The sequence below is a fragment of the Pseudomonas sp. C1C7 genome (assembly GCF_013359595.1).
Taxonomy (GTDB): domain Bacteria; phylum Pseudomonadota; class Gammaproteobacteria; order Pseudomonadales; family Pseudomonadaceae; genus Aquipseudomonas.
Window position 1 is genome coordinate 279,773 of sequence record NZ_JABFMP010000003.1, and the last position, 26,325, is coordinate 306,097.

Annotated in this window: 26 protein-coding genes and 1 pseudogene; 10 read left to right on the plus strand and 17 right to left on the minus strand. The window is 60.5% G+C overall.

Translation table 11 applies throughout. The features are described 5' to 3' along the window. Positions 1–127: 127 nt before the first annotated feature. Genes HNO86_RS04350 through exbB form a run of 3 tightly spaced genes read right to left on the minus strand, consistent with a single transcriptional unit; the run spans position 128 to position 2,280 of the window. Positions 128–877 carry an energy transducer TonB gene (locus tag HNO86_RS04350; RefSeq protein WP_175375797.1) on the minus strand — a complete coding sequence of 250 codons (750 nt, stop codon included), beginning with the start codon at positions 875–877 and terminating at the stop codon, positions 128–130. Continuing rightward, a complete protein-coding gene (exbD, locus tag HNO86_RS04355) occupies positions 874–1,302 on the minus strand; it encodes a TonB system transport protein ExbD (RefSeq protein ID WP_175375798.1) in 429 nt (142 codons plus the stop codon). Before exbD ends, HNO86_RS04350 begins: the two co-directional genes overlap by 4 nt. Positions 1,303–1,308: 6 nt before the next feature. Beyond that, the gene (exbB, locus tag HNO86_RS04360) at positions 1,309–2,280 is read right to left on the minus strand and encodes a tonB-system energizer ExbB (RefSeq protein ID WP_175375799.1); all 972 of its coding nucleotides are present in this window, start codon (positions 2,278–2,280) and stop codon (positions 1,309–1,311) included. A gap of 189 nt (positions 2,281–2,469) precedes the next feature. On the opposite strand from exbB, the gene HNO86_RS04365 reads away from it, so the two are divergent. Next, positions 2,470–3,324, plus strand: a complete 855-nt coding sequence (locus tag HNO86_RS04365; protein WP_175375800.1) for an SDR family oxidoreductase — start codon at positions 2,470–2,472, stop codon at positions 3,322–3,324. A gap of 131 nt (positions 3,325–3,455) precedes the next feature. On the opposite strand, the gene HNO86_RS04370 is transcribed toward HNO86_RS04365, so the two are convergent. The 6 genes from HNO86_RS04370 to HNO86_RS04395 form a co-directional block, all read right to left on the minus strand. Continuing rightward, on the minus strand, positions 3,456–4,196 hold the full coding sequence (locus HNO86_RS04370; protein ID WP_175375801.1) for a hypothetical protein: 741 nt from the start codon (positions 4,194–4,196) through the stop codon (positions 3,456–3,458). Positions 4,197–4,264: 68 nt separating this feature from the next. Further along, a complete protein-coding gene (locus HNO86_RS04375; RefSeq protein WP_110965535.1) occupies positions 4,265–4,645 on the minus strand; it encodes a RidA family protein in 381 nt (126 codons plus the stop codon). A 34-nt stretch (positions 4,646–4,679) separates the two neighbouring features. Continuing rightward, a complete protein-coding gene (gene spoT, locus HNO86_RS04380) occupies positions 4,680–6,785 on the minus strand; it encodes a bifunctional GTP diphosphokinase/guanosine-3',5'-bis pyrophosphate 3'-pyrophosphohydrolase (protein WP_175375802.1) in 2,106 nt (701 codons plus the stop codon). 57 nt (positions 6,786–6,842) lie between these two features. Further along, positions 6,843–7,106 carry a DNA-directed RNA polymerase subunit omega gene (gene rpoZ / locus HNO86_RS04385; RefSeq protein ID WP_007921129.1) on the minus strand — a complete coding sequence of 88 codons (264 nt, stop codon included), beginning with the start codon at positions 7,104–7,106 and terminating at the stop codon, positions 6,843–6,845. A 167-nt stretch (positions 7,107–7,273) separates the two neighbouring features. Then, positions 7,274–7,894 carry a guanylate kinase gene (gene gmk / locus HNO86_RS04390; protein ID WP_175375803.1) on the minus strand — a complete coding sequence of 207 codons (621 nt, stop codon included), beginning with the start codon at positions 7,892–7,894 and terminating at the stop codon, positions 7,274–7,276. Between the two features lie 12 nt (positions 7,895–7,906). Then, on the minus strand, positions 7,907–8,770 hold the full coding sequence (locus HNO86_RS04395) for a YicC/YloC family endoribonuclease (RefSeq protein WP_175375804.1): 864 nt from the start codon (positions 8,768–8,770) through the stop codon (positions 7,907–7,909). 268 nt (positions 8,771–9,038) lie between these two features. On the opposite strand from HNO86_RS04395, the gene rph reads away from it, so the two are divergent. The 3 genes from rph (at position 9,039) to gltS (ending at position 11,761) form a co-directional block, all read left to right on the plus strand. Beyond that, positions 9,039–9,761, plus strand: a complete 723-nt coding sequence (gene rph / locus HNO86_RS04400) for a ribonuclease PH (protein WP_175375805.1) — start codon at positions 9,039–9,041, stop codon at positions 9,759–9,761. Between the two features lie 28 nt (positions 9,762–9,789). Beyond that, on the plus strand, positions 9,790–10,158 hold the full coding sequence (locus HNO86_RS04405; protein ID WP_175375806.1) for a DUF4870 domain-containing protein: 369 nt from the start codon (positions 9,790–9,792) through the stop codon (positions 10,156–10,158). Positions 10,159–10,552: 394 nt separating this feature from the next. Next, entirely contained in the window at positions 10,553–11,761 is a 1,209-nt protein-coding gene (gene gltS, locus HNO86_RS04410) for a sodium/glutamate symporter (RefSeq protein WP_175375807.1), read from the plus strand. 75 nt (positions 11,762–11,836) lie between these two features. On the opposite strand, the gene HNO86_RS04415 is transcribed toward gltS, so the two are convergent. Next, complete coding sequence (locus tag HNO86_RS04415) at positions 11,837–12,616, minus strand: exodeoxyribonuclease III (RefSeq protein WP_175375808.1); 780 nt, start codon at positions 12,614–12,616, stop codon at positions 11,837–11,839. Between the two features lie 82 nt (positions 12,617–12,698). Between HNO86_RS04415 and pyrE the strand changes: the two genes are divergently transcribed. After that, entirely contained in the window at positions 12,699–13,343 is a 645-nt protein-coding gene (gene pyrE / locus HNO86_RS04420; protein WP_175375809.1) for an orotate phosphoribosyltransferase, read from the plus strand. Between the two features lie 158 nt (positions 13,344–13,501). Here the strand turns inward: pyrE and argB are convergent, their stop codons facing one another. The 4 genes and pseudogenes from argB to coaBC form a co-directional block, all read right to left on the minus strand. After that, entirely contained in the window at positions 13,502–14,407 is a 906-nt protein-coding gene (gene argB, locus HNO86_RS04425) for an acetylglutamate kinase (protein WP_175375810.1), read from the minus strand. A gap of 17 nt (positions 14,408–14,424) precedes the next feature. Further along, positions 14,425–15,828 (minus strand): annotated as a pseudogene (locus HNO86_RS04430) (phosphomannomutase/phosphoglucomutase); the annotation flags it as partial. Positions 15,829–16,028: 200 nt separating this feature from the next. Then, complete coding sequence (gene dut / locus HNO86_RS04435; RefSeq protein WP_175375812.1) at positions 16,029–16,484, minus strand: dUTP diphosphatase; 456 nt, start codon at positions 16,482–16,484, stop codon at positions 16,029–16,031. 5 nt (positions 16,485–16,489) lie between these two features. After that, the gene (coaBC, locus tag HNO86_RS04440) at positions 16,490–17,698 is read right to left on the minus strand and encodes a bifunctional phosphopantothenoylcysteine decarboxylase/phosphopantothenate--cysteine ligase CoaBC (RefSeq protein WP_175375813.1); all 1,209 of its coding nucleotides are present in this window, start codon (positions 17,696–17,698) and stop codon (positions 16,490–16,492) included. 135 nt (positions 17,699–17,833) lie between these two features. On the opposite strand from coaBC, the gene radC reads away from it, so the two are divergent. Further along, the gene (gene radC / locus HNO86_RS04445; RefSeq protein WP_175375814.1) at positions 17,834–18,508 is read left to right on the plus strand and encodes a DNA repair protein RadC; all 675 of its coding nucleotides are present in this window, start codon (positions 17,834–17,836) and stop codon (positions 18,506–18,508) included. Between the two features lie 132 nt (positions 18,509–18,640). On the opposite strand, the gene HNO86_RS04450 is transcribed toward radC, so the two are convergent. Then, complete coding sequence (locus HNO86_RS04450) at positions 18,641–20,227, minus strand: ABC transporter substrate-binding protein (protein ID WP_175375815.1); 1,587 nt, start codon at positions 20,225–20,227, stop codon at positions 18,641–18,643. A gap of 445 nt (positions 20,228–20,672) precedes the next feature. Between HNO86_RS04450 and rpmB the strand changes: the two genes are divergently transcribed. Both rpmB and rpmG read left to right on the plus strand, forming a co-directional pair. After that, positions 20,673–20,906, plus strand: coding sequence for a 50S ribosomal protein L28 (gene rpmB / locus HNO86_RS04455; RefSeq protein WP_003177273.1), 234 nt, complete (start codon positions 20,673–20,675; stop codon positions 20,904–20,906). Between the two features lie 11 nt (positions 20,907–20,917). Then, complete coding sequence (gene rpmG, locus HNO86_RS04460) at positions 20,918–21,073, plus strand: 50S ribosomal protein L33 (RefSeq protein ID WP_003177274.1); 156 nt, start codon at positions 20,918–20,920, stop codon at positions 21,071–21,073. 190 nt (positions 21,074–21,263) lie between these two features. On the opposite strand, the gene HNO86_RS04465 is transcribed toward rpmG, so the two are convergent. Beyond that, positions 21,264–21,626, minus strand: a complete 363-nt coding sequence (locus tag HNO86_RS04465) for a cupin domain-containing protein (RefSeq protein ID WP_175375816.1) — start codon at positions 21,624–21,626, stop codon at positions 21,264–21,266. A 235-nt stretch (positions 21,627–21,861) separates the two neighbouring features. Here HNO86_RS04465 and HNO86_RS04470 point away from each other — a divergent pair, with 235 nt between their 5' ends. After that, entirely contained in the window at positions 21,862–23,355 is a 1,494-nt protein-coding gene (locus tag HNO86_RS04470) for an aldehyde dehydrogenase (protein ID WP_175375817.1), read from the plus strand. Between the two features lie 147 nt (positions 23,356–23,502). Then, positions 23,503–24,645, plus strand: a complete 1,143-nt coding sequence (locus HNO86_RS04475; protein WP_175375818.1) for an MFS transporter — start codon at positions 23,503–23,505, stop codon at positions 24,643–24,645. 81 nt (positions 24,646–24,726) lie between these two features. Here the strand turns inward: HNO86_RS04475 and HNO86_RS04480 are convergent, their stop codons facing one another. After that, positions 24,727–26,295, minus strand: a complete 1,569-nt coding sequence (locus HNO86_RS04480; protein ID WP_175375819.1) for a phospholipase D-like domain-containing protein — start codon at positions 26,293–26,295, stop codon at positions 24,727–24,729. Positions 26,296–26,325: the final 30 nt, after the last annotated feature.

Here is a 26,325-nt window from a genome sequence, read left to right on the forward strand (position 1 = left end):
GCGACACCGGGCAATGCGAGCAGATAGGCAGAAAGCAAAAAAGATCGCAGCCTGCGGCAGCTCCTACAAAGGCGTATGGATACCTGTAGGCGCTGCCGAAGGCTGCGATCTTTTGATCTGCAGCTTTTTATCGCCGGCGGTTTTCCAGCGAGTAAACAAACGGCGCAACGATTTCGATGGAGCCGTTGGTGAGCATGTCAGCCGGTGGTTTCGGCAGCGGCTGGGCGCGGCGGATCATTTCCAGGGTGGCCCGGTCCAGATCGGCGGTGCCGGAAGGCCCTACCAATTCATACGACAGGACGTTGCCCTGGGCATCCACCACGAAGCGCAGGCGGTTGGTGCCTTGCTTTCCGCGGGCTTGCGCACTGGCCGGGTACTTCTTGTACTTGGCCAAATGCGCGAGCAACGTACCTTCCCAGCTGGCCTTCGCCGCCACTTGAGCCGCAGACGGGCCCGGTACCGGCTGAGCAGATTTCTCGGTCGGCGCGGGTGTCGGTGGGGCTTCGCTCGGTTTGGCTTCCGAAGGCTTTTCCTTCGGCGGCTCCGGCTTCTTCTCCACAGGCTTGGGCGGTTGCGGCTTGGGCTTCGGCTTGACCGGCTTGGGCACGGCAATCTCGGCCTTCGGCGCTTCAGCGAGCTTCGGAATCGGCAGTTCTTCAACCGGAGCCGGAGGCTGCGGCGGGGTGACGACCTTCGGCGGTGCAGGCGGTGGCGGGGCTGGAACCGGTGCCAGCTCGACCATCATTGCCTGGGGTGGCAATTCGATGGGCGGGCGGGCGGTCCAGTTCACGGCCAGCGCAATGGCCAGCGCGTGAACACCCAGCACAATGGCCAGGCTACCGCTGTAACGCGTCAGCTTATGGCGCGTTGTGATCATTTCTTGACTGCCGACTCGAGGCCAACCAAACCGACCTTCAGGTAACCGGCCGAGCGCAGGTTGTCCATCACGCTCATCAGGTCGCCGTAATCCACGCCCTTGTCGGCCTGGAAGAAGATCGTCGTGTCTTTCTTGCCCTGGGTCTTGGCGTCGAGTGTGGCGCCGAGTGCTTCGGCCTTCACTTCGTCGTCGCCCAGGTACAGGCGTTGGTCAGCCTTGACGCTGAGGAACACCGGTTTCTCCGGCCGCGGCGCCGGTTTGGCGGTGGACGCCGGCAGGTCGACCTTGATGTCCACGGTGGCCAGCGGGGCGGCCACCATGAAGATGATCAGCAACACCAACATGACGTCGATGAACGGCGTGACGTTGATTTCGTGGTTTTCGGACAGATCGTCGTCTGCCCCTTCTTTCAAATGCAGGCCCATGGCCGATTACCCCACTTTCACCATGTGCGGTTGCGAGCTGCGCTCAGGCTGGTGGTCGAGGTCACGGCTGACCAGCAGCAGGACTTCTGCCGATGCATCGGCCACTTGAGCCTTGTAACCGGTGATGGAGCGGGCGAACACGTTGTAGATGACCACCGCAGGAATCGCCGCCACCAGGCCCAGAGCCGTTGCCAGCAGCGCTTCAGCGATACCGGGCGCTACGACGGCGAGGTTGGTGGTCTGGGTTTTGGCGATGCCGATGAAGCTGTTCATGATGCCCCAGACGGTACCGAACAGACCGACGAACGGCGCGGTGGAACCGATGGTGGCGAGCACGCCGGTGCCGCTGCTCATGCTGCGACCGGCGGCCGCAACCAGACGTTCCAGGCGGAAGCTGACGCGCTCCTTGATGCCTTCTTTTTCACGGGCGCTGGCCGACAGGTGCATTTCTTCCAGGGCGTCGTGCACCAGCAGGTTGGCCAAGGTACCTGGCTTGGTGGCGCTGGCGCTGGCTTCCTTGAGGGTCGCGGCCTTTTTGAGGTGGACGATCTCGGTGCGCAGACGACGCTTGGCGCCCATCAGCTCAAGGCCCTTGGCGATCCAGATGGTCCAGGTGATGATCGAGGCGATGGCCAGGCCGATCATCACGGTCTTCACGACGACGTCGGCGTTCTGATACATGCCCCACGGCGACAGGTCATGGGCCATGCCCAGGGTGTTGTCGGCTTCGAGGACTTCAGGAACATCTTCTCCGAGGGCTTCTGGCGCAGGTACTGCCTGTGCAGGATCGGTCGCGGCGGGAGCAGCAGGTGCGGCGTGGTCAGCTGGCGCCGCGGAGGTGGCGGCCGGAGTGGCCGGCGCTTGTGCGTCAGCGAAAGCGGCAACCGGTGCCAGCATCAGGCTGAGAAGCAGGGCGGCCACAGCGCTCCAGGCGCGAGGTCGTTTGGTTGGCGAAGCGAGGGTTTGGGTGCGTGTCATGCTGGCCGGACCTGAGAAAAGAAAAACGATGATGCTCTTCCAGTCCTCGTAAGGCCGAGAGCAAAAGTGGCGCGTATTATTGCAAGTAATTCTTGTTAACAAAAGTAATAGAGTATCTTTTTTTCCTGCATTGCTGGCCGCTCGTCCATTGCCAGCGCTAGTCTGTGCGTTTCCATAGGGAGTTTTACGATGTCCGTGCCTTCTGTTTTGATCGCCGGTTGCGGTGATGTCGGCAGTCGTCTTGCCACGCAATTGCTGGCCGGTGGCTGGGAGGTTCATGGCTTGCGGCGTGATGTTTCACGTCTGCCTGATGGGGTGATTGGCGTAGCCGGTGACCTGTTCAGCAAGGATTGCCCTATGACCTGGCCGATTGGTGCTGTGGATTACCTGGTGTATTGCGCGGCGGCCTCCAATCACGATGAGGCCGGTTACCGCGCTGCCTACATTCAAGGCTTGCAGCATGTGCTGGAGTGGCTTGGCGACTACGGGCAGGTGCCCAATCGTCTGCTGTTCGTTTCCAGCAGCAGTGTTTATGGTCAACAGGAGGGTGAGTGGGTTGACGAGGCTTCGCCGGCTGTAGCAGCCGGTTTTTCAGGGCGTGTGATGCTCGAAGCCGAGCAGGTTGCACTCAATAGCGGCATTCCAGCCAGCATTGTGCGCTTGACCGGCATCTACGGACCAGGCCGTGAGCGGCTGCTTGCTCAGGTGCGCCAGGGTTATCGGGTGACGGTCGATCCGCCGCTATATGCCAATCGAATTCATGCCGATGACGCCGCCGGGTTGATGGCGTACCTGCTTGAGGCGGATCGTCGTGGCGTGGCGCTGGATGATGTCTATATCGGTGTCGACGACGCGCCGGCAGCGCTGGCGGATGTGGTGGGCTGGTTGCGTGAGTACATGGGTGTGACGGAGTGGGCGGATGACGCCAGCGTCCGGCGTACCGGCAGCAAGCGTTGCAGCAATGCCCGGGCGAAGGCGTTGGGTTGGGAGCCGAGGTACCCGAGTTTCCGCGAGGGGTATGCGGCGATTCTCGAAGGGCGCTAGCTGAATCCCCAGCGCCACAAAACAAATGTGGGAGCGGGCTTGCTCGCGAAGAGGGAGTGTCAGTCGACATTGATGTTGCCTGACACGCCGCATTCGCGAGCAAGCCCGCTCCCACATTGTTTACGCGTGAATTACTGTTTTTCCAGCAACCACTTGCGATCACCCGGCGTGAACTGCGGCATTTCATCCGCCAATGCAGTGTTCACGGCCTGGAAGATTTCCAGTTCCTTGCCTTTACGGGCAAAGATCCATGGATTGCCCTGGCCATTGAGCTGCAGCCACATGTTGTCGTTGCCGCCACTCATCGAGGCGCAGTCGCCGGCCAGGCACAACGCGTAGCGATCAGCGCCCTGCAGGCCGATCACCTGGCCGTCGGCCTGGAATTGCACGGTGCCGCCTTCGCCGGGACCGCTGACAACTTTCCAGCTGCCGCCCATATAGGCCGAGTACAACGCACGTTCAAAACTGGCACCGATCGGTGCGCCATCAGGCACTGGAATCAGTGCGCGATCGAAGACCTGGGCAGGTTCGTTTTCAGTCGCGGCCTGGCTCAGTTGCTTGCCATCGCGCTTCAGTTCACTGCCGGAACTGCCATAAAAGTCGATTCTCCAGGCGCCGGACTCTTCGCCCGACAGCTTGCCGTCGACATTTTCAAAACCATTGGTGTAGCGGGCCTGACCGGCCTTGGTGTTGACGTCCCATTCCAGGTTCGGGCCATAGGCCTGGAGCGCTTCGCGCAGGGGAACGCCTTTGGAGGCTGCATCGATCGCCACCTGATTGATCCAGGTGCCGCTGATATCACGATCGGCAGGGTCGCTGGCACAACCGCCCAGGAGCAGGGCGAGCAGCGGGAGAACAAGCGCTTTGCGCATGGTGGAATCCTTTCAAGCTTTACTGTGCAGCAGTGCGGTGGCGCAGCCCGGGAGCTGCGCCGGACACATTACTCGATGACCAGGATGGCATCCATTTCAACCTGCGAACCCTTTGGCAGGGCCGCTACGCCGATGGCGGCGCGGGCTGGGTAAGGCTGCTCGAAGTACTTGCCCATGATCTCGTTGACCTTGGCGAAGTGGCTCAGGTCGGTGAGGAAGATGTTCAGCTTGACGATGTCCTTGAACGAACCGCCGGCGGCTTCGGCAACGGCCTTGAGGTTCTCGAAAACCTGGACGGTCTGGGCTTCGAAGCCTTCAACCAGTTCCATGGTCTTTGGGTCCAGAGGAATCTGACCCGACATGTAAACGGTGTTGCCAGCCTTGATCGCCTGGGAGTAAGTACCGATGGCGGCCGGGGCCTTGTCGCTGGTGATAACGGTCTTGGTCATGAGGACTCCTTGATGAATGGGCTATAGGGGCGAGCTAGGCGCGCATGCGGGTGATGCGGATCACCCCGGTCAGGGCGCGCAGTTTCTTGATCACGCGGGCCAGGTGCACACGGTCATGCACGCTGACCACCAGTTGGACGACGCTGATGCGGCCATCGCGCTCGTCCATGCTGATTTTCTCGATGTTGCCGTCCGCCGCGTTGACGCTGCTGGCCAGCAACGCGATCAGGCCGCGCTGGTGTTCCAGCTCGACGCGCAGTTCGACATTGAATTCGCCGGTGACATCCTTGGCCCACGAGAGCTGGATGCATTTTTCCGGGTTATGGCGGATTTCGCTGATGTTACGGCAGTTGTCCAGGTGAACGACCATGCCTTTGCCCGCGGACAGGTGGCCGACAATCGGGTCGCCCGGGATCGGCGTGCAGCACTTGGCGTAACTGAGTACCAGGCCTTCGGTGCCGCGAATCGCCAGCGGACCTTCCGGACTCGGCAGCTGTTCGCCTTCGCCGAGCAGCCGGCGCGCCACCACATAGGCCATGCGGTTGCCCAGACCGATGTCTTCGAGCAGATCTTCGGCCAGTTCGAGGCGATATTCGGCGAGGATGGCCTTGATGCGCTCGGCCGGGATTTTTTCCAGCGAACTGTCGAAACCGTTGAGGACCTTGTTCAGCAGGCGCTCGCCCAGGCTGACGGACTCGGAACGACGTTGCAGTTTCAGCGCGTGACGGATGTGCGTACGCGCCTTGCCGGTAACCACGAAGTTGAGCCAAGCCGGGTTCGGTCGTGCGCCCGGAGCGCTGACGATCTCGACCGTGGAGCCGCTTTGCAGCGGTTCGGACAGCGGCGCGAGACGACGGTTGATGCGGCAGGCGATGCAGCTGTTGCCCACGTCGGTGTGCACCGCGTAAGCGAAGTCGACCGCCGTGGAGCCTTTGGGCAGCTCCATGATCCGGCCTTTGGGCGTGAACACGTAGACCTCGTCCGGGAACAGGTCGATCTTCACGCTTTCGATGAATTCCAGCGAATTGCCGGCGCGTTGCTGCATTTCCAGCACGCCCTTGACCCATTGGCGGGCGCGGGCGTGAGTGCCTTTCGGCTGCTCGTCGCCGCTGGATTTGTACAGCCAGTGGGCGGCGATGCCGTTGTTGGCCATCTCTTCCATTTCGCGGGTGCGGATCTGGATCTCGATCGGAACCCCGTGCATGCCGAACAACGTGGTGTGCAGCGACTGGTAGCCGTTGGCCTTGGGGATCGCGATGTAATCCTTGAAGCGACCTGGCAACGGTTTGTACAAATTATGTACGGCGCCCAGCACGCGGTAGCAGGTATCGACCTTGTCGACGATGATCCGGAACGCGTAGACGTCCATGATCTCGTTGAAGGCCCGACGCTTGCCGCGCATTTTCTTGTAGATGCCGTAGAGGTGTTTCTGGCGACCGCTGACCTCGCCCTGGATGCCGTCGACGGCCAGGCAGTGGCTGAGGGATTCCTCGATCTTGTTGACGATTTCCTTGCGGTTGCCCCGGGCGCGTTTGACGGCCTGGTAGATCCGCGCGGAACGCATCGGGTGCATGGCCTTGAAGCCCAGGTCTTCGAATTCTATGCGGATGGCGTGCATGCCCAGCCGGTTGGCGATGGGGGCATAGATTTCCAGGGTTTCCTTGGCGATGCGCCGGCGTTTTTCGCCGGACAGCACTTCCAGCGTGCGCATGTTGTGCAGGCGGTCGGCCAGCTTGACCAGGATCACGCGAATGTCGCGCGCCATGGCCATGGCCATTTTCTGGAAGTTCTCGGCTTGCGCCTCGGCCTTGGTCTCGAAGTTCATCTGGGTCAGTTTGCTGACCCCGTCGACCAGTTCGGCCACGGTTTCGCCGAACTGCGCTTGCAGCGCTTCCTTGGCGATACCGGTGTCTTCGATGACGTCATGCAGCATGGCTGCCATCAGGCTCTGATGGTCCATATGCATGTCGGCAAGAATATTCGCCACCGCGAGTGGGTGCGTGACGTACGCCTCGCCGCTGCGACGGCGTTGACCGTCATGGGCTTGTTCGGCGTAGAAATACGCTCGGCGGACCAGGTTGACCTGGTCTTTGCCGAGGTAGGTCGATAAGCGATCGGCGAGGGCGTCTATGCTCGGCATGATGTCTCCTGCCGTAAGCTGTTATCCCGCGCCGTGCTACGTCGACCAGGCATAGGCTTAAACGGCCTCGTTGGACTCGTCCTCGAATGCAGCGAAAAGCGGTTCATCTTCAACGATTTCGGCTTCAGCGATAGCGGCGTAGTCGATCAGGCCTTCAGCGATTTCACGCAGGGCGACCACGGTAGGCTTGTCGTTTTCCCATGCAACTTTCGGTTCTTTGCCGCCGGTGGCCAGTTGACGGGCACGCTTGGTAGAGAGCATGACCAGCTCAAAGCGGTTATCCACGTGTTCTAGGCAGTCTTCAACGGTTACGCGGGCCATGGTCTTCCTCGTAGCAAATGCAATATGCGCGCTGCCCGGATGGGCGAGCGGACTCGACAGTTTAAAAAATCACCAGCGATTAGGGAAGCGCTGATTTTTTGATCAAGCCCTTCAACGCGCTGCAAGTGCCAATGTAAAGCCCTCGCAGCGGTTTTGGGAAGAGCGGATCAATCCAGTAATTCAGCCAGCAATTTGCCGTGACGCTGCTGCTGACGCTTCTGCTGCAGCTGATTGGCACGGAAAATCGCCTTCAGATCGTGCAGGGCGTGAGCGAAATCGTCGTTGATGATCAGGTAGTCATAGTCGACGTAGTGGCTCATTTCGCTGACGGCTTCGCGCATCCGGCCGTCGATGATCTCGTCGCTGTCCTGGCCGCGGTTGGTCAGGCGCTGGTGCAGGGCCTGCAACGACGGCGGCAGAATGAAGATCGAGCGGGCCTGCGGCATCAGCTTGCGCACTTGCTCGGCGCCCTGCCAGTCGATTTCCAGAATCAGGTCGTGGCCTTCGTCCAGGGTCTGCTGCAGATGGCTCTGCGAGGTGCCGTAAAGGTTGCCGAATACCTCGGCGCGCTCGAGGAAGTCGCCGTGCTCGATCATCTTCACGAACTCGGTGCGGTCGACGAAGTGATAGTTCACGCCGTTCACTTCACCTGGGCGCATGGCGCGGGTGGTGTGGGAGATCGAGACGCGGATTTCCGGGACGGCGTCGGTCAGCGCCTTGACCAGGCTGCTTTTGCCCGCGCCCGAAGGGGCGGAAATGATGTACAGGGTGCCGGTGATGTGGGTCATTTCAGGTTTGCCTTACTCAATATTCTGCACTTGTTCGCGCATCTGCTCGATCAACACCTTGAGGTTGACCGCCGCCTGGGTGCTGCGCGGATCGAAGGCCTTGGAGCCCAGTGTGTTGGCTTCGCGGTTGAGCTCCTGCATCAGGAAGTCCAGGCGTCGCCCGGCCGCGCCGCCGGATTTGAGCACCCGGCGAACTTCGATGATGTGAGTGCTCAGGCGGTCCAGTTCTTCGGCGACGTCGCTCTTTTGTGCGAGCATGACCATTTCCTGCTCCAGGCGCTGCGGGTCCATCTCGGCCTTGATGTCGGCAAAACGGTCGAGCACTTTCTGGCGCTGGGTGGCGAGCATCTGCGGAACCAGTTCACGCAGGGTGACCACGTCGGCCTCGATGGCGGTCAGGCGATCGTCGATCAATCGGGCCAGCTCCGCGCCTTCGCGCTCGCGGCCGGCCTTGAGCTCCTTCAGGCCCTGGTTGAACAGGGCCAGCGCTTCGGCGTTCAGGGCTTGCGGGTCGGTGGCGTCGCCCACCAGAACGCCGGGCCAGGCCAGGACTTCCAGGGGGTTGAGGGCGGCGGGATTCTTGATCAGGCTGGCGATGGTCTCGGCCGCTGCGACCAGCTGTGCCGCGCGGGCCTGGTCCACTTGCAGGGGCTTGCCGGTGTTTTCCTCGGTGAAGCGCAGGGTGCATTCGAGCTTGCCCCGGGACACGCCCTGGCGCAGGGCTTCGCGCACGGCGCCCTCGAGATCGCGGAAGGTCTCCGGCAGGCGCACGTGGGGCTCCAGGTAGCGGCTGTTGACCGATCGCAGTTCCCAGCTCAGGGTGCCCTGGGCGCCGGCTTTCTCGACGCGGGCGAAGGCGGTCATGCTGTGCACCATGGAGGTACCTCGCAATGCAGATCGGCCAGAAACAGTGGTTCCGGGAATCCGATATCAATGAATTAAAGCCGACTGGCAGCAAAGGCGCAGGATTGTAGCGCAGAGCGGCGGATGCCCCCAAACACACGAAGTGACAAAGGCCTGCAGGTCGTCGGCGACGGGCCGTTCAGAGCCTTTGCTCGTCGGAGGAATTTTTTTAGAAGTGCCCACCGGTGGCTGGCGGCTCTATAATGCTCCGCAGTTTTCCGTCCCCGTACAGGTATCCCTTATGAAACGTCCAAGTGGTCGCGCTGCCGATCAGCTCCGCTCGATCCGCATTACCCGCAACTACACCAAACACGCCGAGGGTTCTGTACTGGTCGAGTTCGGTGATACCAAAGTCATCTGCACCGTCAGCGTCGAAAACGGCGTGCCACGGTTCCTCAAAGGCCAGGGTCAGGGCTGGCTGACCGCCGAGTACGGCATGCTGCCGCGCGCCACCGGCGAGCGTAACCAGCGTGAAGCGAGCCGCGGCAAGCAAGGCGGCCGTACCCTGGAAATCCAGCGTCTGATCGGTCGTTCCCTGCGCGCTGCGCTGGACATGTCCAAGCTGGGCGACGTCACCCTGTACGTCGATTGCGACGTGATCCAGGCTGACGGCGGTACCCGTACCGCTTCCATCACCGGCGCCATGGTTGCGCTGGTCGATGCCCTGAAAGTGATCAAGAAGCGCGGCGGCCTGAAAGGCGGCGACCCGCTCAAGCAAATGATCGGTGCCGTTTCCGTTGGCATGTACCAGGGTGAAGCGGTGCTCGACCTCGACTATCTTGAGGATTCGGCTGCCGAGACCGATCTGAACGTGGTGATGACCAGCACCGGCGGTTTCATCGAAGTTCAGGGCACCGCCGAAGGCGCGCCGTTCCAGCCTGAAGAGCTGAACGCCATGCTGGAGCTGGCGAAAAAAGGTATGAACGAAATCTTCGATCTGCAAAAAGCTGCACTGGCTGACTGATCGGATCATCACAGGCAAGGAGGACGCCATGAGTGACGAGCAACAATTGCTTCCCACCCCGAGCAAAGAAGTCCGGCAGTGGGCGATGTTCTGTCACTTGTCCGCCTTGCTGGGGATCTGGATTCCGTTCGGTACGCTGATCGGCCCGCTGATCCTGTGGCAAATGAAGCGCGAGATGGACCCGTTCATCGATGCCCAAGGCAAGGAAGCGCTGAATTTTCAGATCACCGTTGCTATCGCTTCCGCCGTCAGTTTGCTGCTGATGGTGGTGATTATCGGGTTCTTCCTGTTTGGATTGATCGCTATCGGCGCTTTGGTGCTGACGATAATCGGTGGGGTGAAAGCCAATGAGGGTTTTCCATACCGTTATCCTTTCACATGGCGTTTGATCAAATAGCGTTCAATCAAAGCTTTCATTTTGGAAGATGCAATTTCGAATGTTTTAAATATAAAAAGCCCTGACTTGTCAGGGTTTTTTTGCAGCTAAATTAGCCACTAATGTATGTAGGACTAATCTGCTCGCGATGAATGGCAGAGAAAGTTTTTTATATATGCCGCTATTACATCTTTGGTCACAACTGCAACGCCTTAGTGCTGTTCATGCCCTTGGCAGTGAGACTTTGTGATTGCTAAAGTCCGCGCACGAAATATTCATTCAAAGATATTTCTATATTTTCAAGCCATCGAAGGTTCTTGAATTCCAGTGTAGTCAGTGTTGAGAGATTCAGCCGATTCATAAGGCGTGCACAGGGAGCAGTTCGCCTATGGATATATAGCCAAGAATAATTCAAATGATTCAGCTCGATTTTTATGGAACGCTCGTGGCCGCCTCTCTGGTGCTTCTTTTGGGACGCGGTCTTATCGCTCGTGTTGGTTTTCTCCGCAACTTCAATATCCCCGAGCCTGTAGCGGGCGGCCTGTTGGTTGCTGTTGGTCTTCTGCTGTTGCGATCACTTGATGTTGAAGTTCGTTTCGATACTTCGCTGCAAACGCCCCTCATGCTGGCGTTTTTTGCCACTATCGGATTGAGTGCAGACTTTGCCAGCCTTAAGAAAGGCGGTCGCGTAGTGGGAGTATTTCTATTGGCGGTCATCGGGCTTCTGGTGCTGCAGAACGCCATGGGTATCGGACTGGCAAAGATATTGGGGCTCGATCCGCTGATGGGGTTGTTGACGGGTTCGATTACCCTGGCCGGCGGTCACGGAACCGGCGCTGCATGGGGAACCGTATTCAATGAGAAATACGGTCTGGCTTCCGCCTCTGAACTGGCCATAGCCTCCGCGACGTTCGGTCTGGTGTTGGGCGGATTGATTGGTGGCCCGGTTGCGCGCGTGCTCATCAAGCGTGTGGACGTGCCCGGCTGCAACATGCAGGAGACACCGCAATTGCCGAAGGGTTTTGAGCAGCCGAACAAAGAGCGCTCAATCACGCCCTTTACGTTTATCGAAACCCTGGCTCTGATCGCAGTCAGCCTGCTGGCGGGCAATCTTTTAAATGGCCTGCTACATGGGACGGCGTTTGAGTTACCGACATTCGTTTGCGTGCTGTTCGTGGGCGTGTTGCTGCGCAACGGTCTTTCGGCATTCGGTTTGTATCGGGTATTCGAGCGTGAAGTCTCGGTGCTGGGCAATGTCAGCCTGTCACTGTTTCTCGCGATTGCGTTGATGTCGCTCAAACTGTGGGACCTGGCGGCGCTGGCTTTGCCGATCTTCATCATCCTGGCCGTGCAGGCGTTGGTCATGGCTCTTTTTGCGATCTTCGTGACTTTCAGAATGATGGGTAGAAACTACGATGCGGCGGTGTTGGCGGCGGGGCACTGTGGTTTCGGGCTGGGTGCGACACCCACGGCTATCGCTAACATGCAGGCGGTGACGCAGCGCTATGGGCCTTCACAGATCGCGTTTCTGGTAGTACCAATGGTAGGTGCGTTCTTCATCGACATTGTCAATGTCATCGTGATCAAGCTGTATTTGGCCCTGCCGTTTTTTGCCACGGTCTGAGAAGCTTGGCTTGCTCGAACTGACGCATAAAAAAGCCCGTATCTTGCGATACGGGCTTTTTTTACTGCGTGTCGTCTAGATGGTTAGCGTCCAGTCGTAATCCACGATCAGCGGCGCGTGCTGCGAGAAGCGTGGCTGACGTGGCAGGCGTGCGCTGCGTACGAAGCGGCGCAGGCCCGGCGTCAGGATCTGGTAGTCGAACCGCCAGCCGAGATTGAGCATTTCGGCCTGTTCGGTGTCCGGCCACCAGCTGTACTGGTCGCCTTCGCGGCTGACTTCGCGCAAGGCATCTACGTAGCCCATGTTGCCGACAATCTCGTCCATCCAGGCACGTTCAGGTGCCAGGAAGCCCGGTGATTGCTGGCTGTCGCGCCAGTTCTTGATGTCCAGCTTCTGTTGCGCCACGTACAGCGAGCCACAATAGATGTACTCGCGGCGTTTGCGCCGTTGCTTGTCCAGGTATTTTCCGAAGTCGTCCATGAGCTTGAACTTCTGGTTCAAGTCCTCATCGCCGTTCATACCCGAAGGAAGCAGCAAGGTTGCAATACTGACTTTGTCGAAATCGGCTTGCAGGTAGCGCCCGTAGCGGTCGGCCGTCTCGAAACCGAGACCGCTGATGACAGCCTTCGGTTGCAACCGCGAGTACAAAGCCACGCCACCTTGGGCGGGGACTTCTGCGTCGCAGGCATAAAGGAAGTATCCATCCAGTTGGAAGGCTGGATCGTCCAGTTCAAAGGCGGAGGCACGGGTGTCCTGCAGGCAGATGACGTCGGCATTCTGTGCCTGCAGCCAACTGAGCAAACCTCGCTCGACTGCAGCCTGAATACCATTGACGTTCACACTGATGATCCGCATAAATGGCCCCAAAAATCGCGTGCGTGTATGATACACGGCGTCAAGCTATTTAGCTAAATCCGTGGTATTTGGGGTTTTTTTCATGCAAGCGTATCAGCGCGATTTCATTCGTTTTGCCATCGATCGCGGCGTTTTGCGCTTCGGTGAGTTCACCCTGAAGTCCGGACGCACCAGTCCTTACTTCTTCAACGCCGGCCTGTTCAATTCGGGCACGGCCCTGGCGCAGCTGGGGCGTTTCTACGCCGCAGCCATTGCCGAAAGCGGCATTCCCTTCGATGTTCTGTTCGGTCCGGCCTACAAGGGCATTCCCCTGGCGGCGACCACTGCGGTGGCGTTGGCCGAGCATCACAACCGTGACCTGCCATGGTGCTTCAACCGCAAGGAAGCCAAGGCCCACGGCGAAGGCGGCAGCCTGGTTGGCGCACCGCTGACCGGCGAAGTGCTGATCATCGACGACGTGATCACCGCCGGCACCGCCATTCGCGAAGTGATGCAGATCATCGCTTCCCAGGAAGGCGCCAAGGCCACCGGCGTGCTGATCGCCCTGAACCGTCAGGAACGTGGCAACGGCGAGCTGTCGGCGATCCAGGAAGTGGAGCGCGACTTCGGCATTCCGGTGATCAGCATTGTTTCGTTGAACCAGGTGCTGGAGTTCCTGGCTGACGATCCGCAGCTCAAGCAACACCTGCCTGCCGTGGAAGCGTACCGCGCCCAGTTCGGCGTATAACGCATTTCCCCCTGTAGGAGCTGCCGAAGGCTGCGATCTTTTGATTTTTTAAAACAAGATCAAAAGATCGCAGCCTTCGGCAGCTCCTACAGGGATCGAAGGCAAAAAAAGACCCCGCTCGGCCTGGCCGAGCGGGGTCTTGTTGTAGGTGCTACCGCTTACGGACGCTTGCGGTTGCTGATCAGGGTGCCCACGCCGGTATCGGTGAAGATTTCCAGCAGGACCGCATTCCGTACGCGACCGTCGATGATCAGCGAGCTGCCCACGCCGCCCTGGACCGCTTCCAGCGCGCAACGGATCTTCGGCAGCATGCCGCCGTAGATGGTGCCGTCGGCGATCAGCGCGTCGACCTGCGCAGTGCTCAGACCGGTCAGCACCTTGCCTTGCTTGTCCATCAGGCCGGCGATGTTGGTCAGCAGCATCAGCTTCTCGGCTTTCAGCGCCTCGGCGACTTTACCGGCCACCAGGTCAGCGTTGATGTTGTACGACTCGCCGTTCTCGCCAACGCCGATCGGTGCGATCACCGGGATGAAATCGCCTTTGACCAGCAGGTTCAGCAGGTCGGTGTTGATCCCGACCACTTCGCCGACGTGACCGATGTCGATGATTTCCGGCTGGGTCATGTCCGGGGTCTGACGGGTGACGGTGAGCTTCTTCGCGCGAATCAGCTCGGCGTCTTTACCGGTCAGGCCGATGGCGCTGCCGCCGTGACGGTTGATCAGGTTGACGATGTCCTTGTTGACCTGGCCGCCCAGGACCATCTCCACCACGTCCATGGTCGCGGCATCGGTGACGCGCATGCCGTCGACGAAATGGCTCTCGATGGACAGGCGCTTGAGCAGATCACCGATTTGCGGGCCGCCGCCGTGAACCACGACCGGGTTGATGCCCACGGCTTTCATCAGCACGATGTCGCGGGCGAAGCCGGTTTTCAGCTCCTCGCTTTCCATCGCGTTGCCGCCGTATTTGATCACCAGTGTCTTGCCGACATATCGGCGAATGTAAGGCAGCGCTTCGGACAGGACCTTGGCGGTGTTGGCGGCGGCTTCGCGTTCGAGGGTCATTCAGGGCTCCGGGTGAATCAGAACGGTAGTTGGAGATCAGGTGCAACACGCTTCAGCTGGACGTGGAAGACGTCCTTGATGCGTTGCAATTCAGCCTCGTCATCGGCCTCGAAGCGCAGTACCAGCACCGGTGTGGTGTTGGAGGCGCGAACCAGGCCCCAGCCTTTGGCGTAGTCGACTCGCACGCCGTCAATGGTGGTCAGGTCGGCGCCTGCGCCCCACTGCGCGTCATGCAATGCATCAATGATGCTGAATTTGCTCTCTTCGGTCACATGGATATTGATTTCCGGCGTAGAAATATCGTTCGGGAAGGTGGCGAACAGCTCTTCCGCGGTGGATTTTTCCTTGCTCAGGATCTCCAGCAACCGGGCGGCGCTGTAAATGCCGTCGTCGAAACCGAACCAGCGCTCCTTGAAGAAGATGTGCCCGCTCATTTCGCCGGCCAGCAGGGCGCCAGTTTGCTTCATTTTCTTTTTGATCAACGAGTGACCGGTCTTCCACATTAGCGCACGACCGCCGTATTCCTTGATCAGCGGCGTCAGGCGGCGGGTGCATTTGACGTCGAAGATGATTTCCGCGTCCGGGTTGCGCGCCACCACGTCACGGGCGAACAGCATCAGCAGGCGGTCCGGGTAGACGATGCTGCCGGTGTTGGTCACCACGCCCACGCGGTCGCCGTCACCGTCGAAGGCCAGGCCGATGTCGGCCTTGGTTTCCTTGACCTTGGCGATCAGGTCCACGAGGTTTTCAGGCTTGCCCGGGTCCGGGTGGTGGTTCGGGAAGTTGCCGTCGACTTCGCAGAACAGCGGGATGACTTCGCAGTTCAGCGCTTCGATCAGTTGCGGGGCGATTACGCCGGCGGCGCCGTTGCCGCAGTCCACCACGACTTTCAGGCGACGGGCCAGCTTGATGTCCTGAACGATGGTGGTGGTGTAGCCGTCGAGGATTTCGACTTTGGTGATGCTGCCGGTGCCGCTGCTCAAGTTGTTGGTCTTGAGGCGGTCATGCAGGGCCTGGATCTGTTCGTTGGCCAGGGTGTCACCGGCGATGACGATCTTGAAGCCGTTGTAGTTCGACGGGTTGTGGCTGCCGGTCAGCATCACGCCGGATTTGCCGGCCAGTACGTTGGCGGCGTAGTACAGGGCAGGCGTCGGCACCAGACCGACATCGCTGACGTGGCAGCCGCTGTCGGCCAGGCCCTGGATCAATTGCTCGACCAGTTCCGGGCCTGAAAGGCGACCATCACGGCCTACGGAAACGTTCGGTTCATTCTGGGACAGACTTTGGGCACCAATGGCGCGACCGAGCCAGTAAGCCGTCTCAGCGTTCAGAAATTCCGGGACGGTGCCGCGAATGTCGTAGGCGCGGAAAATACTGTCGGGGAACTTGGGGGCGACGCGGGCGGGGGTGCTCATCTGCGGAAATGCTCCATCTTGAAAGTGGCTGGACCGGCCGGCGAATCACTCGCCGGCCGGCTCAAACTGAAAGGTATGACGGCGTTTTTCCCAGAGAGTTCGTGGTGCGAAAAGGCCATGCCAGCGATGCCGGCGGCTGTTTTAGCGGCCAATGCCCTGATTCTGCGCGGTGAACGTTACATAACAGGGGTGGGCATTTTTACCGGTTAATTGGTGCCCGAATGGCCAAAACCGCCGGTGCCGCGCTGGGTCTCGACGAACTCTTCGACCATCTCGAAATGCGCCTGGACCACCGGCACCAGGACCAGCTGCGCCAGGCGCTCGCCGACGGCCATGGTGAAGTCGGCCTGACCGCGGTTCCAGCAGGAGACCATCAGCGGGCCCTGGTAGTCCGAGTCGATCAGGCCGACCAGGTTGCCCAGCACGATGCCGTGCTTATGGCCCAGGCCGGAGCGCGGCAGGATCAGCGCGGCCAGGTTCGGGTCGCCGATATACACCGACAGCCCGGTCGGGATCAGCACGGTTTCGCCCGGCTTGATCACGATGTCTTGTTCCAGCATGGCGCGCAGGTCGAGGCCGGCGGAGCCTGGGGTGGCGTACTGCGGCAGCGGGAATTCGGTACCGATGCGTGGGTCGAGGATCTTGGCTTGCAAAGCGTGCATGTAAATTAAACCTGGTTCAGTCGTTCAGCGATGAAGGTGATCAGCTGGCGAGCAATCTTGCTCTTGCTGGTCTGGGCGAAAAGTGTGGCATGGAGGTCGCGGTCGATCACGCTGCAGGCGTTCTCTTCGCTGTTGAAACCGATGCTCGGGTTGGCGACGTCGTTGGCGACGATCAGATCGAGATTCTTGTCTTTCAACTTGCGGGCAGCGTAGTCGAGCAGGTGTTCGGTTTCGGCGGCGAATCCGACACTGAATGGACGGTCGGGACGGGTGGCGATGCTGGCCAGGATGTCCGGGTTACGGACCATTTGTAGTAACAGGCCGTCGCCGTTCGTAGGATCTTTCTTGAGTTTCTGTGGCGCGATGACTTCCGGACGGTAATCCGCAACCGCTGCCGAGGCGATGAACAGATCGCAAGGGATCGCGGCTTCGCAGGCGGCGAGCATGTCCCGGGCGCTGACCACGTCGATACGGGTGACGCGATCCGGGGTCGGCAGGTGCACGGGGCCGGTGATCAGGGTCACGCGGGCGCCGGCTTCCACCGCGGCTTCGGCCAGGGCAAAGCCCATTTTTCCGGAGCTGTGGTTGGTGATGTAGCGCACCGGGTCGATGTTTTCCTGGGTCGGGCCGGCGGTGATCAGCACGTGTTTGCCGGTCAGCGCCTGGCGCTTGAAGCAATCGGCGGCGAGCTGGGCCAGGTCGGTGGCCTCGAGCATGCGGCCCAGGCCGACATCGCCGCAGGCCTGGCTGCCGGACGCCGGGCCGAAGACCTTCAGGTCACGGCTTTCAAGGGTTTGCAGGTTGGCCTGGGTGGCCGGGTCGCGCCACATGGCCTGGTTCATCGCCGGGGCAACCGCGACCACGGCGTCGGTGGCCAGCACCAGGGTGGTCAACAGGTCGTCGGCAATGCCTTGGGCCAGGCGGGCAATCAGGTCGGCGGTGGCCGGAGCGATCAGCACCAGATCGGCCCACTTGGCCAGCTCGATGTGCCCCATCGCCGCTTCCGCAGCCGGGTCCAGCAGGTCCAGGTGCACAGGGTGCCCGGACAGGGCCTGCATGGTCAGCGGGGTGATGAACTCGGCTCCGCCACGGGTCATGACCACGCGCACTTCCGCGCCCTGGTCCATCAGGCGGCGAACCAGGTCGGCGCTCTTGTAGGCGGCAATGCCGCCGCCGACGCCCAGAACAATGCGTTTACGATACAGCCGCTGCATAGGCCTGCCTTTCAATTCGTTGGTGACAAACGTAGCGAAACCCCCTCCCCAGGGTGAATTCGCCCGCAAAAAAGATGGGCTACGATATCACAGCGACCGCTATGGAACAGCGGCGCCCACAGACAGGGAGGTGCTATGAGTATTCGCGATTGGCCGGCGGCGGAGCGACCGCGGGAAAGGTTGCTGGAGCAAGGGGCGGGAAGCCTTTCGGACGCTGAATTGCTGGCGATTTTTTTACGGACCGGTGTCTGCGGCAAAAGCGCGGTTGATCTGGCGCGATACCTATTGATTGAGTTCGGCAGCCTGCGCGCCCTGCTGGAGGCTGATCAGGCGGCCTTCAGTACGCACTTGGGGCTTGGGCCGGCAAAGTTCGCCCAGTTGCAGGCCGCACAGGAAATGAGTCGGCGCCACTTGGCTGAGCGTGCACGTCAAAAAACTACGCTGGAAAATCCGCACGCCGTTCGTGAATACCTGAAGTCGATGCTGCGCCACGAGCCTCACGAGGTGTTCGGCTGCCTTTTTCTGGACTCCAAGCATCATGTGCTGACTTTCGAAGCCCTGTTTCGTGGCTCCATCGACAACACCAGTGTTCATCCGCGAGAGGTGGTCAAGCGCGCATTGGCGCACAACGCAGCCGCCATCATCCTGTGTCACAACCACCCGTCGGGCAACTCCACCCCCAGTCAGGCCGATCGATTGCTGACCAAGCGATTGCAAAAGGCGCTTGAGCTGATTGATGTGCGAGTGCTTGATCATTTCATCATCGGGGATGGCGATCCGCTGTCGATGGCGGAGTACGGCTGGATGTAGGTCTGGCAGGGGAATGCAGAACCCTGTGGGAGCGGGCTTGCCCGCGATGACGTCAGTACATTCAGCATTGTTGTTGAATGTGCCGGCCTAATCGCGGGCAAGCACGCCCCCACAGGTTTTGTGGCGGCGCTATTACTTGATGTTCACTTTCGAGTAATCCTGCCGACCGAACGGGCTGACCGAATAACCCTCGACATCCTTGCGCGACAGGGCGAAAGCCGTCGGATGGGCCAGGGGCAGCCATAACGCCTGTTGCTGGATCTGTGCCTGTGCCTGTTCGTAGAGCTTGGTCCGCACACCTTGCTCGCCGGTGGTCTTGCCGGCACTGATCAGCTTGTCCAGATCCTGGTTGCAGTAGCGGGCGAAGTTGGTTCCGGACTTCACCGCGGCGCAGGAAAACTGCGGTGTGAGGAAGTTGTCCGGGTCGCCGTTATCGCCGGCCCAGCCCATGAACAGCAAATCATGTTCACCGGCCTTGGCCCGGCGAATCAGCTCGCCCCATTCGATCACGCGAATCTCGGCCTGAATGCCGATTTCAGCGAGATCCGACTGCAACAGTTGCGCGCCAAGGCTCGGATTAGGGTTCAGCAAGCTGCCCGACGGACGCGTCCAAATGGTGGTCTGGAAGCCGTCCTTCAGCCCGGCCTTGGCCATCAATGCCTTGGCTTTCGCCACGTCGTGTGGGTAACCGGGCAGGTTTTTGGCGTAGCTCCAAGTATTAGGCGGGTAAGGGCCGTTGGCGGGCTCGGCGGTGTCTTCGAACACGGCTTTGACGTAGTTGGCCTTGTCGAAGGCGAGGTTGATGGCCTGGCGAACTTCGGGTTTGTCCAGCGGAGGGTGCTGGCTGTTGATGCCGACGAACGCGGTCATGAAGGCGTCCGTCTTTTCGACTTTCAGTGTCGGCTCTTTCAGCGCGGCCTGTACGTCCAGCGGTTTGGGCGACAGGGCGATCTGGCACTCGTTGCGACGCAATTTCTGCAGGCGAACGTTGGCGTCCGGGGTAATGGCGAAGATCAATGGGTCCACTGACGGCTTGCCGTGGAAGTAGTCCGGGTTGGCCTTGTAGCGTACCGAGGCGTCCTTCTGGAAACGCGTGAACACGAACGGCCCGGTGCCGATTGGCTGACTGTTGAGCTTCTCTGTCGCGCCGGCCTTCAACAGTTTGTCGGCGTACTCGGCCGAATAGATCGAGGCGAAGCCCATGCTCAGGGTCGGCAGGAAGGTCGAATCGGCGTGATCCAGGGTGAAGCGCACGGTCAACGGGTCGAGGGCGTCGATTTTCTTGATCAGCGCGGGCAATTGCATCGATTGCGCGTGGGGGAAGCCGCTCTGGGCAACCTTGTGCCACGGGTTGGCTGGATCGAGCATGCGGTCGAAGCTGAATTTCACGTCTTCGGCGGTCAGTTCGCGGGTCGGAGTGAAATAGTCGGTGCGGTGGAATTTCACCTGCGGGTGCAGCTTGAACACATAGGTCAGGCCGTCGGGGCTGACTTCCCAGCTGTCGGCCAGGCTCGGGACCACCTTGCCGCTGGCGGTGTCGAAATCCACCAGGCGGTTCATCAATACATCGGCAGAGGCGTTGGTGGTGGTCAGCGAGTTGTACTGCACCACGTCGAATCCTTCCGGACTGGCCTCGGTGCAGACACTCAGGGCCGCTGCCTGAGCCAGGGGGCTGAGCAGAAGGGGGGCGAGCAACAGGGGTAGAGCAGCGAGGCGCATGGTCGGATTCCTTTACAGATCGAAGGCCCATCTGCAAGTGCAGTCTGGAAAAGGCTTACCCTAGTGGGCTGCCTTGCAAATGACTATCCCCTTTTTCATTTTGCGTGGACTATAGCCGGCGGATTTTTCCGTGCGCGGACAGAAATCCCTGGCTTTGGCCGGCCGGGCGGATTTTCTGCGACGAGTGGTCGAAATCGCCCATAGCCTTTATCCAAAGCGCCTGGAGCGTAAAAAAAGGGCTTTTTGTCCATTCAATGCACAGCGAATGTTGTTGCTCCCTAGTCTTTCTGGTATAAAGCAGCGCTCTTTTCTAGGGGCCCGGTTCCTTCACTGTAGGTGTAGCCGGTAAGACCTCTAAAGAATCGCGGCGCCTGGCGCCACAATGACTAGAGATTAAGCGGCCAACCCATGCCGGGTTGGGCATGTGGTTTTAGAGGGCTGAGGCATGTCTAGAGTATGTCAAGTTACCGGTAAGGGTCCGGTAACCGGGAACAACATTTCCCACGCAAACAACAAAACCCGTCGTCGTTTCCTGCCGAACCTGCAGCATCACCGCTTCTGGGTTGAAGAAGAGAAACGTTTCGTGCGTCTGCGCGTATCTGCCAAAGGCATGCGTATCATCGACAAGCGCGGCATCAGTGTCGTGCTGGCCGAACTTCGTCGCGATGGCAAGGTTTAAGGGAGCTAATCATGCGTGAATTGATTCGTTTGATTTCGAGCGCCGGTACTGGTCACTTCTACACTACCGACAAGAACAAGCGCACTACTCCGGACAAAATCGAGATCAAGAAATATGATCCGGTTGTTCGCAAGCACGTGATCTACAAGGAAGGCAAAATCAAGTAATTGATTTTTCCCCCTTACGAAAAAGGCCCGTATCGCGAGATACGGGCCTTTTTTGTTGCCTTGGTTTTTGTGTTGCCTGTCTTGGCCTCTTCGCGAGCAAGCCCGCTCCCGCATTGGATTTTGTCGAGCACGGAACCCGTGTGAGAGCGGGCTTGCTCGCGAAGACATCAGCCCAAACAGCAAAAAATCCTCAGGCCTTCTGCTCAAACGCCACATAAACCTTGCGGCAAGGCTCCAGCACTTCCCAGGTGCCCCGGAAACCGGCCGGGATGACGAAGCGATCGCCCACCCGCAGGGTCTTGGCATTGCCATCCAGATCGCGCAATACGGAAACGCCCTGCAGGATCTCGCAGTACTCGTGTTCGGTGAAGTTCACCGTCCAGTGGCCGACGGCGCCTTCCCACACCCCTGCGTTCAACTGGCCGCAAGGGCTGTTGTAGTGGTTGTACACCGCTTGCTCGGGATCGCCCTTGAGCACTTTCGCCGGGTCCGGGCGATAGCGTTCGGCGGCGGTGGTGGCCTGGCTGAAGTCGACGATGTTCTGGATGCTCATTGTTGTATTCCCCCGTGAGTGCGACGCGAGTGGTAGATAGAGCGAGAGTCTATGTTTATTAAATTGAACGTCGCAAGGCCGTTTGCCGGCCTTATGTCAAATATATTGAAACTTTACCTGCCGCTGGTTTAGGGTGACGGATGCCCTTGGCCGAAAGACCGGCTGGCCGGGCGGAATTCCTGACAGCGCCCGCGAAGAACGCGGGTGTCGTATTCAACAAGAGGAGGACACTCGTATGACCACCCTGACTCGTGCCGACTGGGAACAAAAGGCTCGCGACCTGAAGATCGAAGGCCGCGCTTACCTCAATGGCGAGTACACCGATGCCGTTTCCGGCGAGACGTTCGAGTGCATCAGCCCGGTCGATGGCCGTCTGCTGGGCAAGATTGCCAGCTGTGACGCCGCCGACGCCCAGCGCGCTGTGGAAAACGCTCGCGCCACCTTCAATTCCGGCGTCTGGTCGCGCCTGGCGCCGACCAAGCGCAAAGCCACCATGATCCGTTTCGCCGGCCTGCTGAAGAAGCACGCCGAGGAACTGGCCCTGCTTGAAACCCTGGACATGGGCAAGCCGATCAGCGATTCCCTTTACATCGACGTTCCCGGCGCGGCGCAAGCCCTGAGCTGGAGCGGCGAAGCCATCGACAAGATCTACGACGAAGTGGCGGCCACTCCGCACGATCAGTTGGGTCTGGTGACCCGTGAACCAGTGGGCGTGGTCGCGGCCATCGTGCCGTGGAACTTCCCGCTGATGATGGCCTGCTGGAAACTGGGCCCTGCGCTGTCGACCGGTAACTCGGTGATCCTGAAGCCTTCGGAAAAATCCCCGCTGACCGCCATCCGCATTGCGGCACTGGCCGTCGAGGCCGGCATTCCAAAAGGCGTGCTGAACGTGCTGCCAGGCTACGGCCACACCGTCGGCAAGGCCCTGGGCCTGCACAATGACGTCGACACCCTGGTGTTCACCGGTTCGACCAAGATCGCCAAGCAACTGATGATCTACGCTGGCGAGTCGAACATGAAGCGCATCTGGCTGGAAGCCGGCGGCAAGAGCCCGAACATCGTGTTCGCCGATGCTCCGGACCTGCAGGCGGCGGCCGAAGCTGCAGCGGGTGCGATCGCGTTCAACCAGGGCGAGGTTTGCACCGCGGGCTCGCGTCTGCTGGTGGAGCGTTCCATCAAGGACAAATTCCTGCCGCTGGTGATCGAGGCGCTGAAAACCTGGAAACCGGGCAACCCGCTGGATCCGGCGACCAACGTCGGTGCGCTGGTGGATACCCAGCAGATGAACACCGTACTGTCCTACATCGAGTCCGGTCACGCCGACGGCGCCAAGCTGGTGGCCGGTGGCAAGCGGACCTTGCAGGAGTCCGGTGGCACCTACGTCGAGCCGACGATTTTCGACGGCGTGAGCAACGCGATGAAGATCGCCCAGGAAGAGATCTTCGGCCCGGTGCTGTCGGTCCTGACCTTCGACAACGCCGAAGAAGCCGTGGCCATCGCCAACGACACCCCGTACGGCTTGGCCGCTGCGGTGTGGACCGCCGACATCTCCAAGGCCCACCTCACCGCCCGTGCCCTGCGTGCCGGTAGCGTCTGGGTCAACCAGTACGACGGCGGCGACATGACTGCACCGTTCGGTGGCTTCAAGCAGTCCGGCAACGGTCGCGACAAGTCGCTGCACGCGTTCGACAAGTACACTGAGCTGAAGGCGACCTGGATCAAGTTGTAATGTGAAGCGAGCCCTGGCGATGCCAGGGCTCAACGCAAATCCCCTGTGGGAGCGACTTTGTGGCGAGGGGGCAAGCCCCTCGCCACAGGGTTGCTCCCACATTTGTTATGCGTAGTCTGAAAATAATTATCCACAGGAGCGTGGAACATGCGTTGGGCGACGTATTTCGCCGTGTTGGCGTCTGTCTTGAGTGTCGGCCTGGCCCTGGGCGTCAGCATGCCGCTGGTGTCGTTTCGCCTGGAAAGCTGGGGCTATGGCTCGTTTGCAATCGGCGTGATGGCGGCGATGCCAGCCATCGGCGTGCTGCTGGGCGCGAAGATTTCCAGTCACCTGGCGGCGCGCTTCGGCACGGCCAACCTGATGCGCCTGTGTCTGTGGGGCGGGGCGCTGTCCATCGGTTTGCTGGCGCTGTTGCCGAGCTATCCGGTGTGGCTGACCCTGCGCCTGATGATCGGCGTGGTCCTGACCCTGGTGTTCATCCTCGGCGAGAGCTGGATCAACCAGCTGGTGGTCGAGCAATGGCGCGGGCGACTGGTGGCGCTGTACGGCAGCAGCTACGCGCTCAGCCAGTTGGCCGGACCGATTCTGCTGGGCGTGCTGGGCACCGAACATGATTACGGATTCTGGGTAGGCGTCGGTCTGCTGGTGGCGTCGCCGTTCCTGTTGCTCGGGCGCAGCGGCGCGCCCAGCAGCGAAGCCTGCAGCGTGACCTTTGGGGATTTGTTCAGCTTCTGCCGCGGTCTGCCGGCGATCGGCTGGGCGGTGTCGCTGTTCGCCGCCTTCGAAGCGATGATCCTGACCTTGTTGCCGGTGTATTGCCTGCAGCAAGGCTTTACCACGCAAATCGCCCTGGCGATGGTCAGCACCGTGGTGGTGGGGGATGCCCTACTGCAACTGCCCATCGGCGCCCTGGCGGATCGCATGTCGCGGCGCTCCCTGTTCACAGGCTGCGCAGTCGTTCTGTTGATATCGAGCCTGGCCATCCCGCTGCTGCTCGACACCCTGCTGATCTGGCCGTTGTGGGTGCTGTTTGGCGCCAGTGCTGGCGGTCTGTTCACCTTGTCACTGATCCTGATCGGCGAGCGTTATCGCGACGACGCGCTGGTTCGGGCCAATGCGCACATTGCGCAGTTGTGGGGAATAGGCTGTCTGCTGGGGCCGTTGATTGCCGGGGCGGGCAGCCAGTGGATCAGCGGGCATGCGTTGCCGTTGCTGATGGCGGCGGGGGCGTTCGGGTTGGTGATTCTGGTGTCGCGGCAGGGCGCGTTCGGGTCGGTGCAGCCGGCGTAAGAGCAAAAGATCGCAGCCTTCGGTGGCTCCTGCAGGTATGCACGAAATCCCCTGTAGGAGCTGCCGAAGGCTGCGATCTTTTCAAAGCATCCGTTCAAGCCCCACGGTATTGCTGAACCAGGCATTGAAGCGCCGCCACCAGCTGCCAGGCTCCTTGGTCAGGGTGTGCATCTTGCCGTCGTCTTCGGTCACCCAGGCCAGCTGGCCATTCTCCAGTTTCACCTGATAACTCAAGGCCGGCGCCATGCCCTGTAGCGCCAGTTCGCGCACGCGGGCCGCGAGTTCCGGGCTGTCCACCAGCACGCCGACTTCGGTGTTCCACAGCACCGAGCGCGGGTCGAAGTTGAACGAGCCGATAAAGGCTTTCTGCTGATCGAAGACGATCGCCTTGCTGTGCAGGCTCGAGTCGGAATCGCCGTAGGACTTGGTGGAAAATAGCCGAGGTCCGCTACCACCCTCATCCCCGGGCTGTCGGCGCAGTTCGAAAAGCTGCACACCGTGCTCCAGCAACGCCTTGCGATAAGGCGCATAGCCGCCATGCACCGCCGGCACGTCCGTGGCTTCCAGCGCATTGGTCAGCAATCGCACCGACACCCCGGCATCGGCGCGTCCCGTCAGATACACCAGGCCCGGCTGGCCGGGTACGAAATAGGCCGACACCATGATCAGCTCCTTGCTGACCCCATTGAGCTCCGGCGCCAGCTGGGTAGTCAGCAGCAGTTGCGGGTCCGGCTCATCCTTGGCCAGCACCTTGCTCGGCGCGTCCCACAATGCCTGGTTCCAGGCCCAGATCAGTTCATTGCGCCAGATGTCCAGGCGCGGCTCGGTGGCGAACGCCATCAGTTGCTGATAGAGCGCGTGGTTCTGCTTGCGCGATTCTTCCAGGGACTGTTCCAGGCGGGTGCGGAAGTCTTGCAGGTCCTTGGCGGTCGGTTTGCTGGAGACGAACGCATCGATCGGCTTGCTCAGGGCGCTGTTCCAGTACTGGTCGAAGCTGTGGCCCAACTGCTCGGCCACCGGGCCGACGCCCAGGATGTCGATGTCGGTGAAGTTCAGATTGGGCTCGGCATCGAAATACTCGTCCCCCAGATTGCGACCGCCGACGATGGCCATGCTGTTGTCGGCCAGCCACAGCTTGTTGTGCATGCGCCGGTGCTGCTGCGACAGGTTGAACAGTCTGCCTGTGGTGCGCGTCAGGCCCGTGCTGCGCCCGAGGTGCAAGGGGTTGAACACGCGAATCTGGATCTGCGGGTGGGCCGCCAGGGTAGCGATCGTGACGTCCTGGCCATCGCTGGTGGTGTCGTCGAGCAGGATGCGGATGCGCACGCCGCGGTCGGCGGCCTTGAGCAGTTCCTCCACCAGCATGCGCGTGCTGATGCCGTCATGGACGATGTAGTACTGCAAATCGAGGCTGCCCTGGGCGTTGCGGATCAGCTCGGCGCGGGCGGTGAAGGCTTCAGTGCTGTCGGACAGCAGCCGAAAGCCGGATTTGCCTTCGTGGGTCGCGGCCTGGGCCTGGACCGAGCGGCCAAAGGCCGAAGCGCTCGCCGGCAGCGCCTGGCTCGGTTCGCGCTGCACGCCGTAGCTGGCACAGCCGCCGATGATCGAAGCAAGTAACACCAGAGCAAGCAGGGACTGTCTGACTATCACGTGGGATCGTTCCGATTGGCGGTCGCTGTT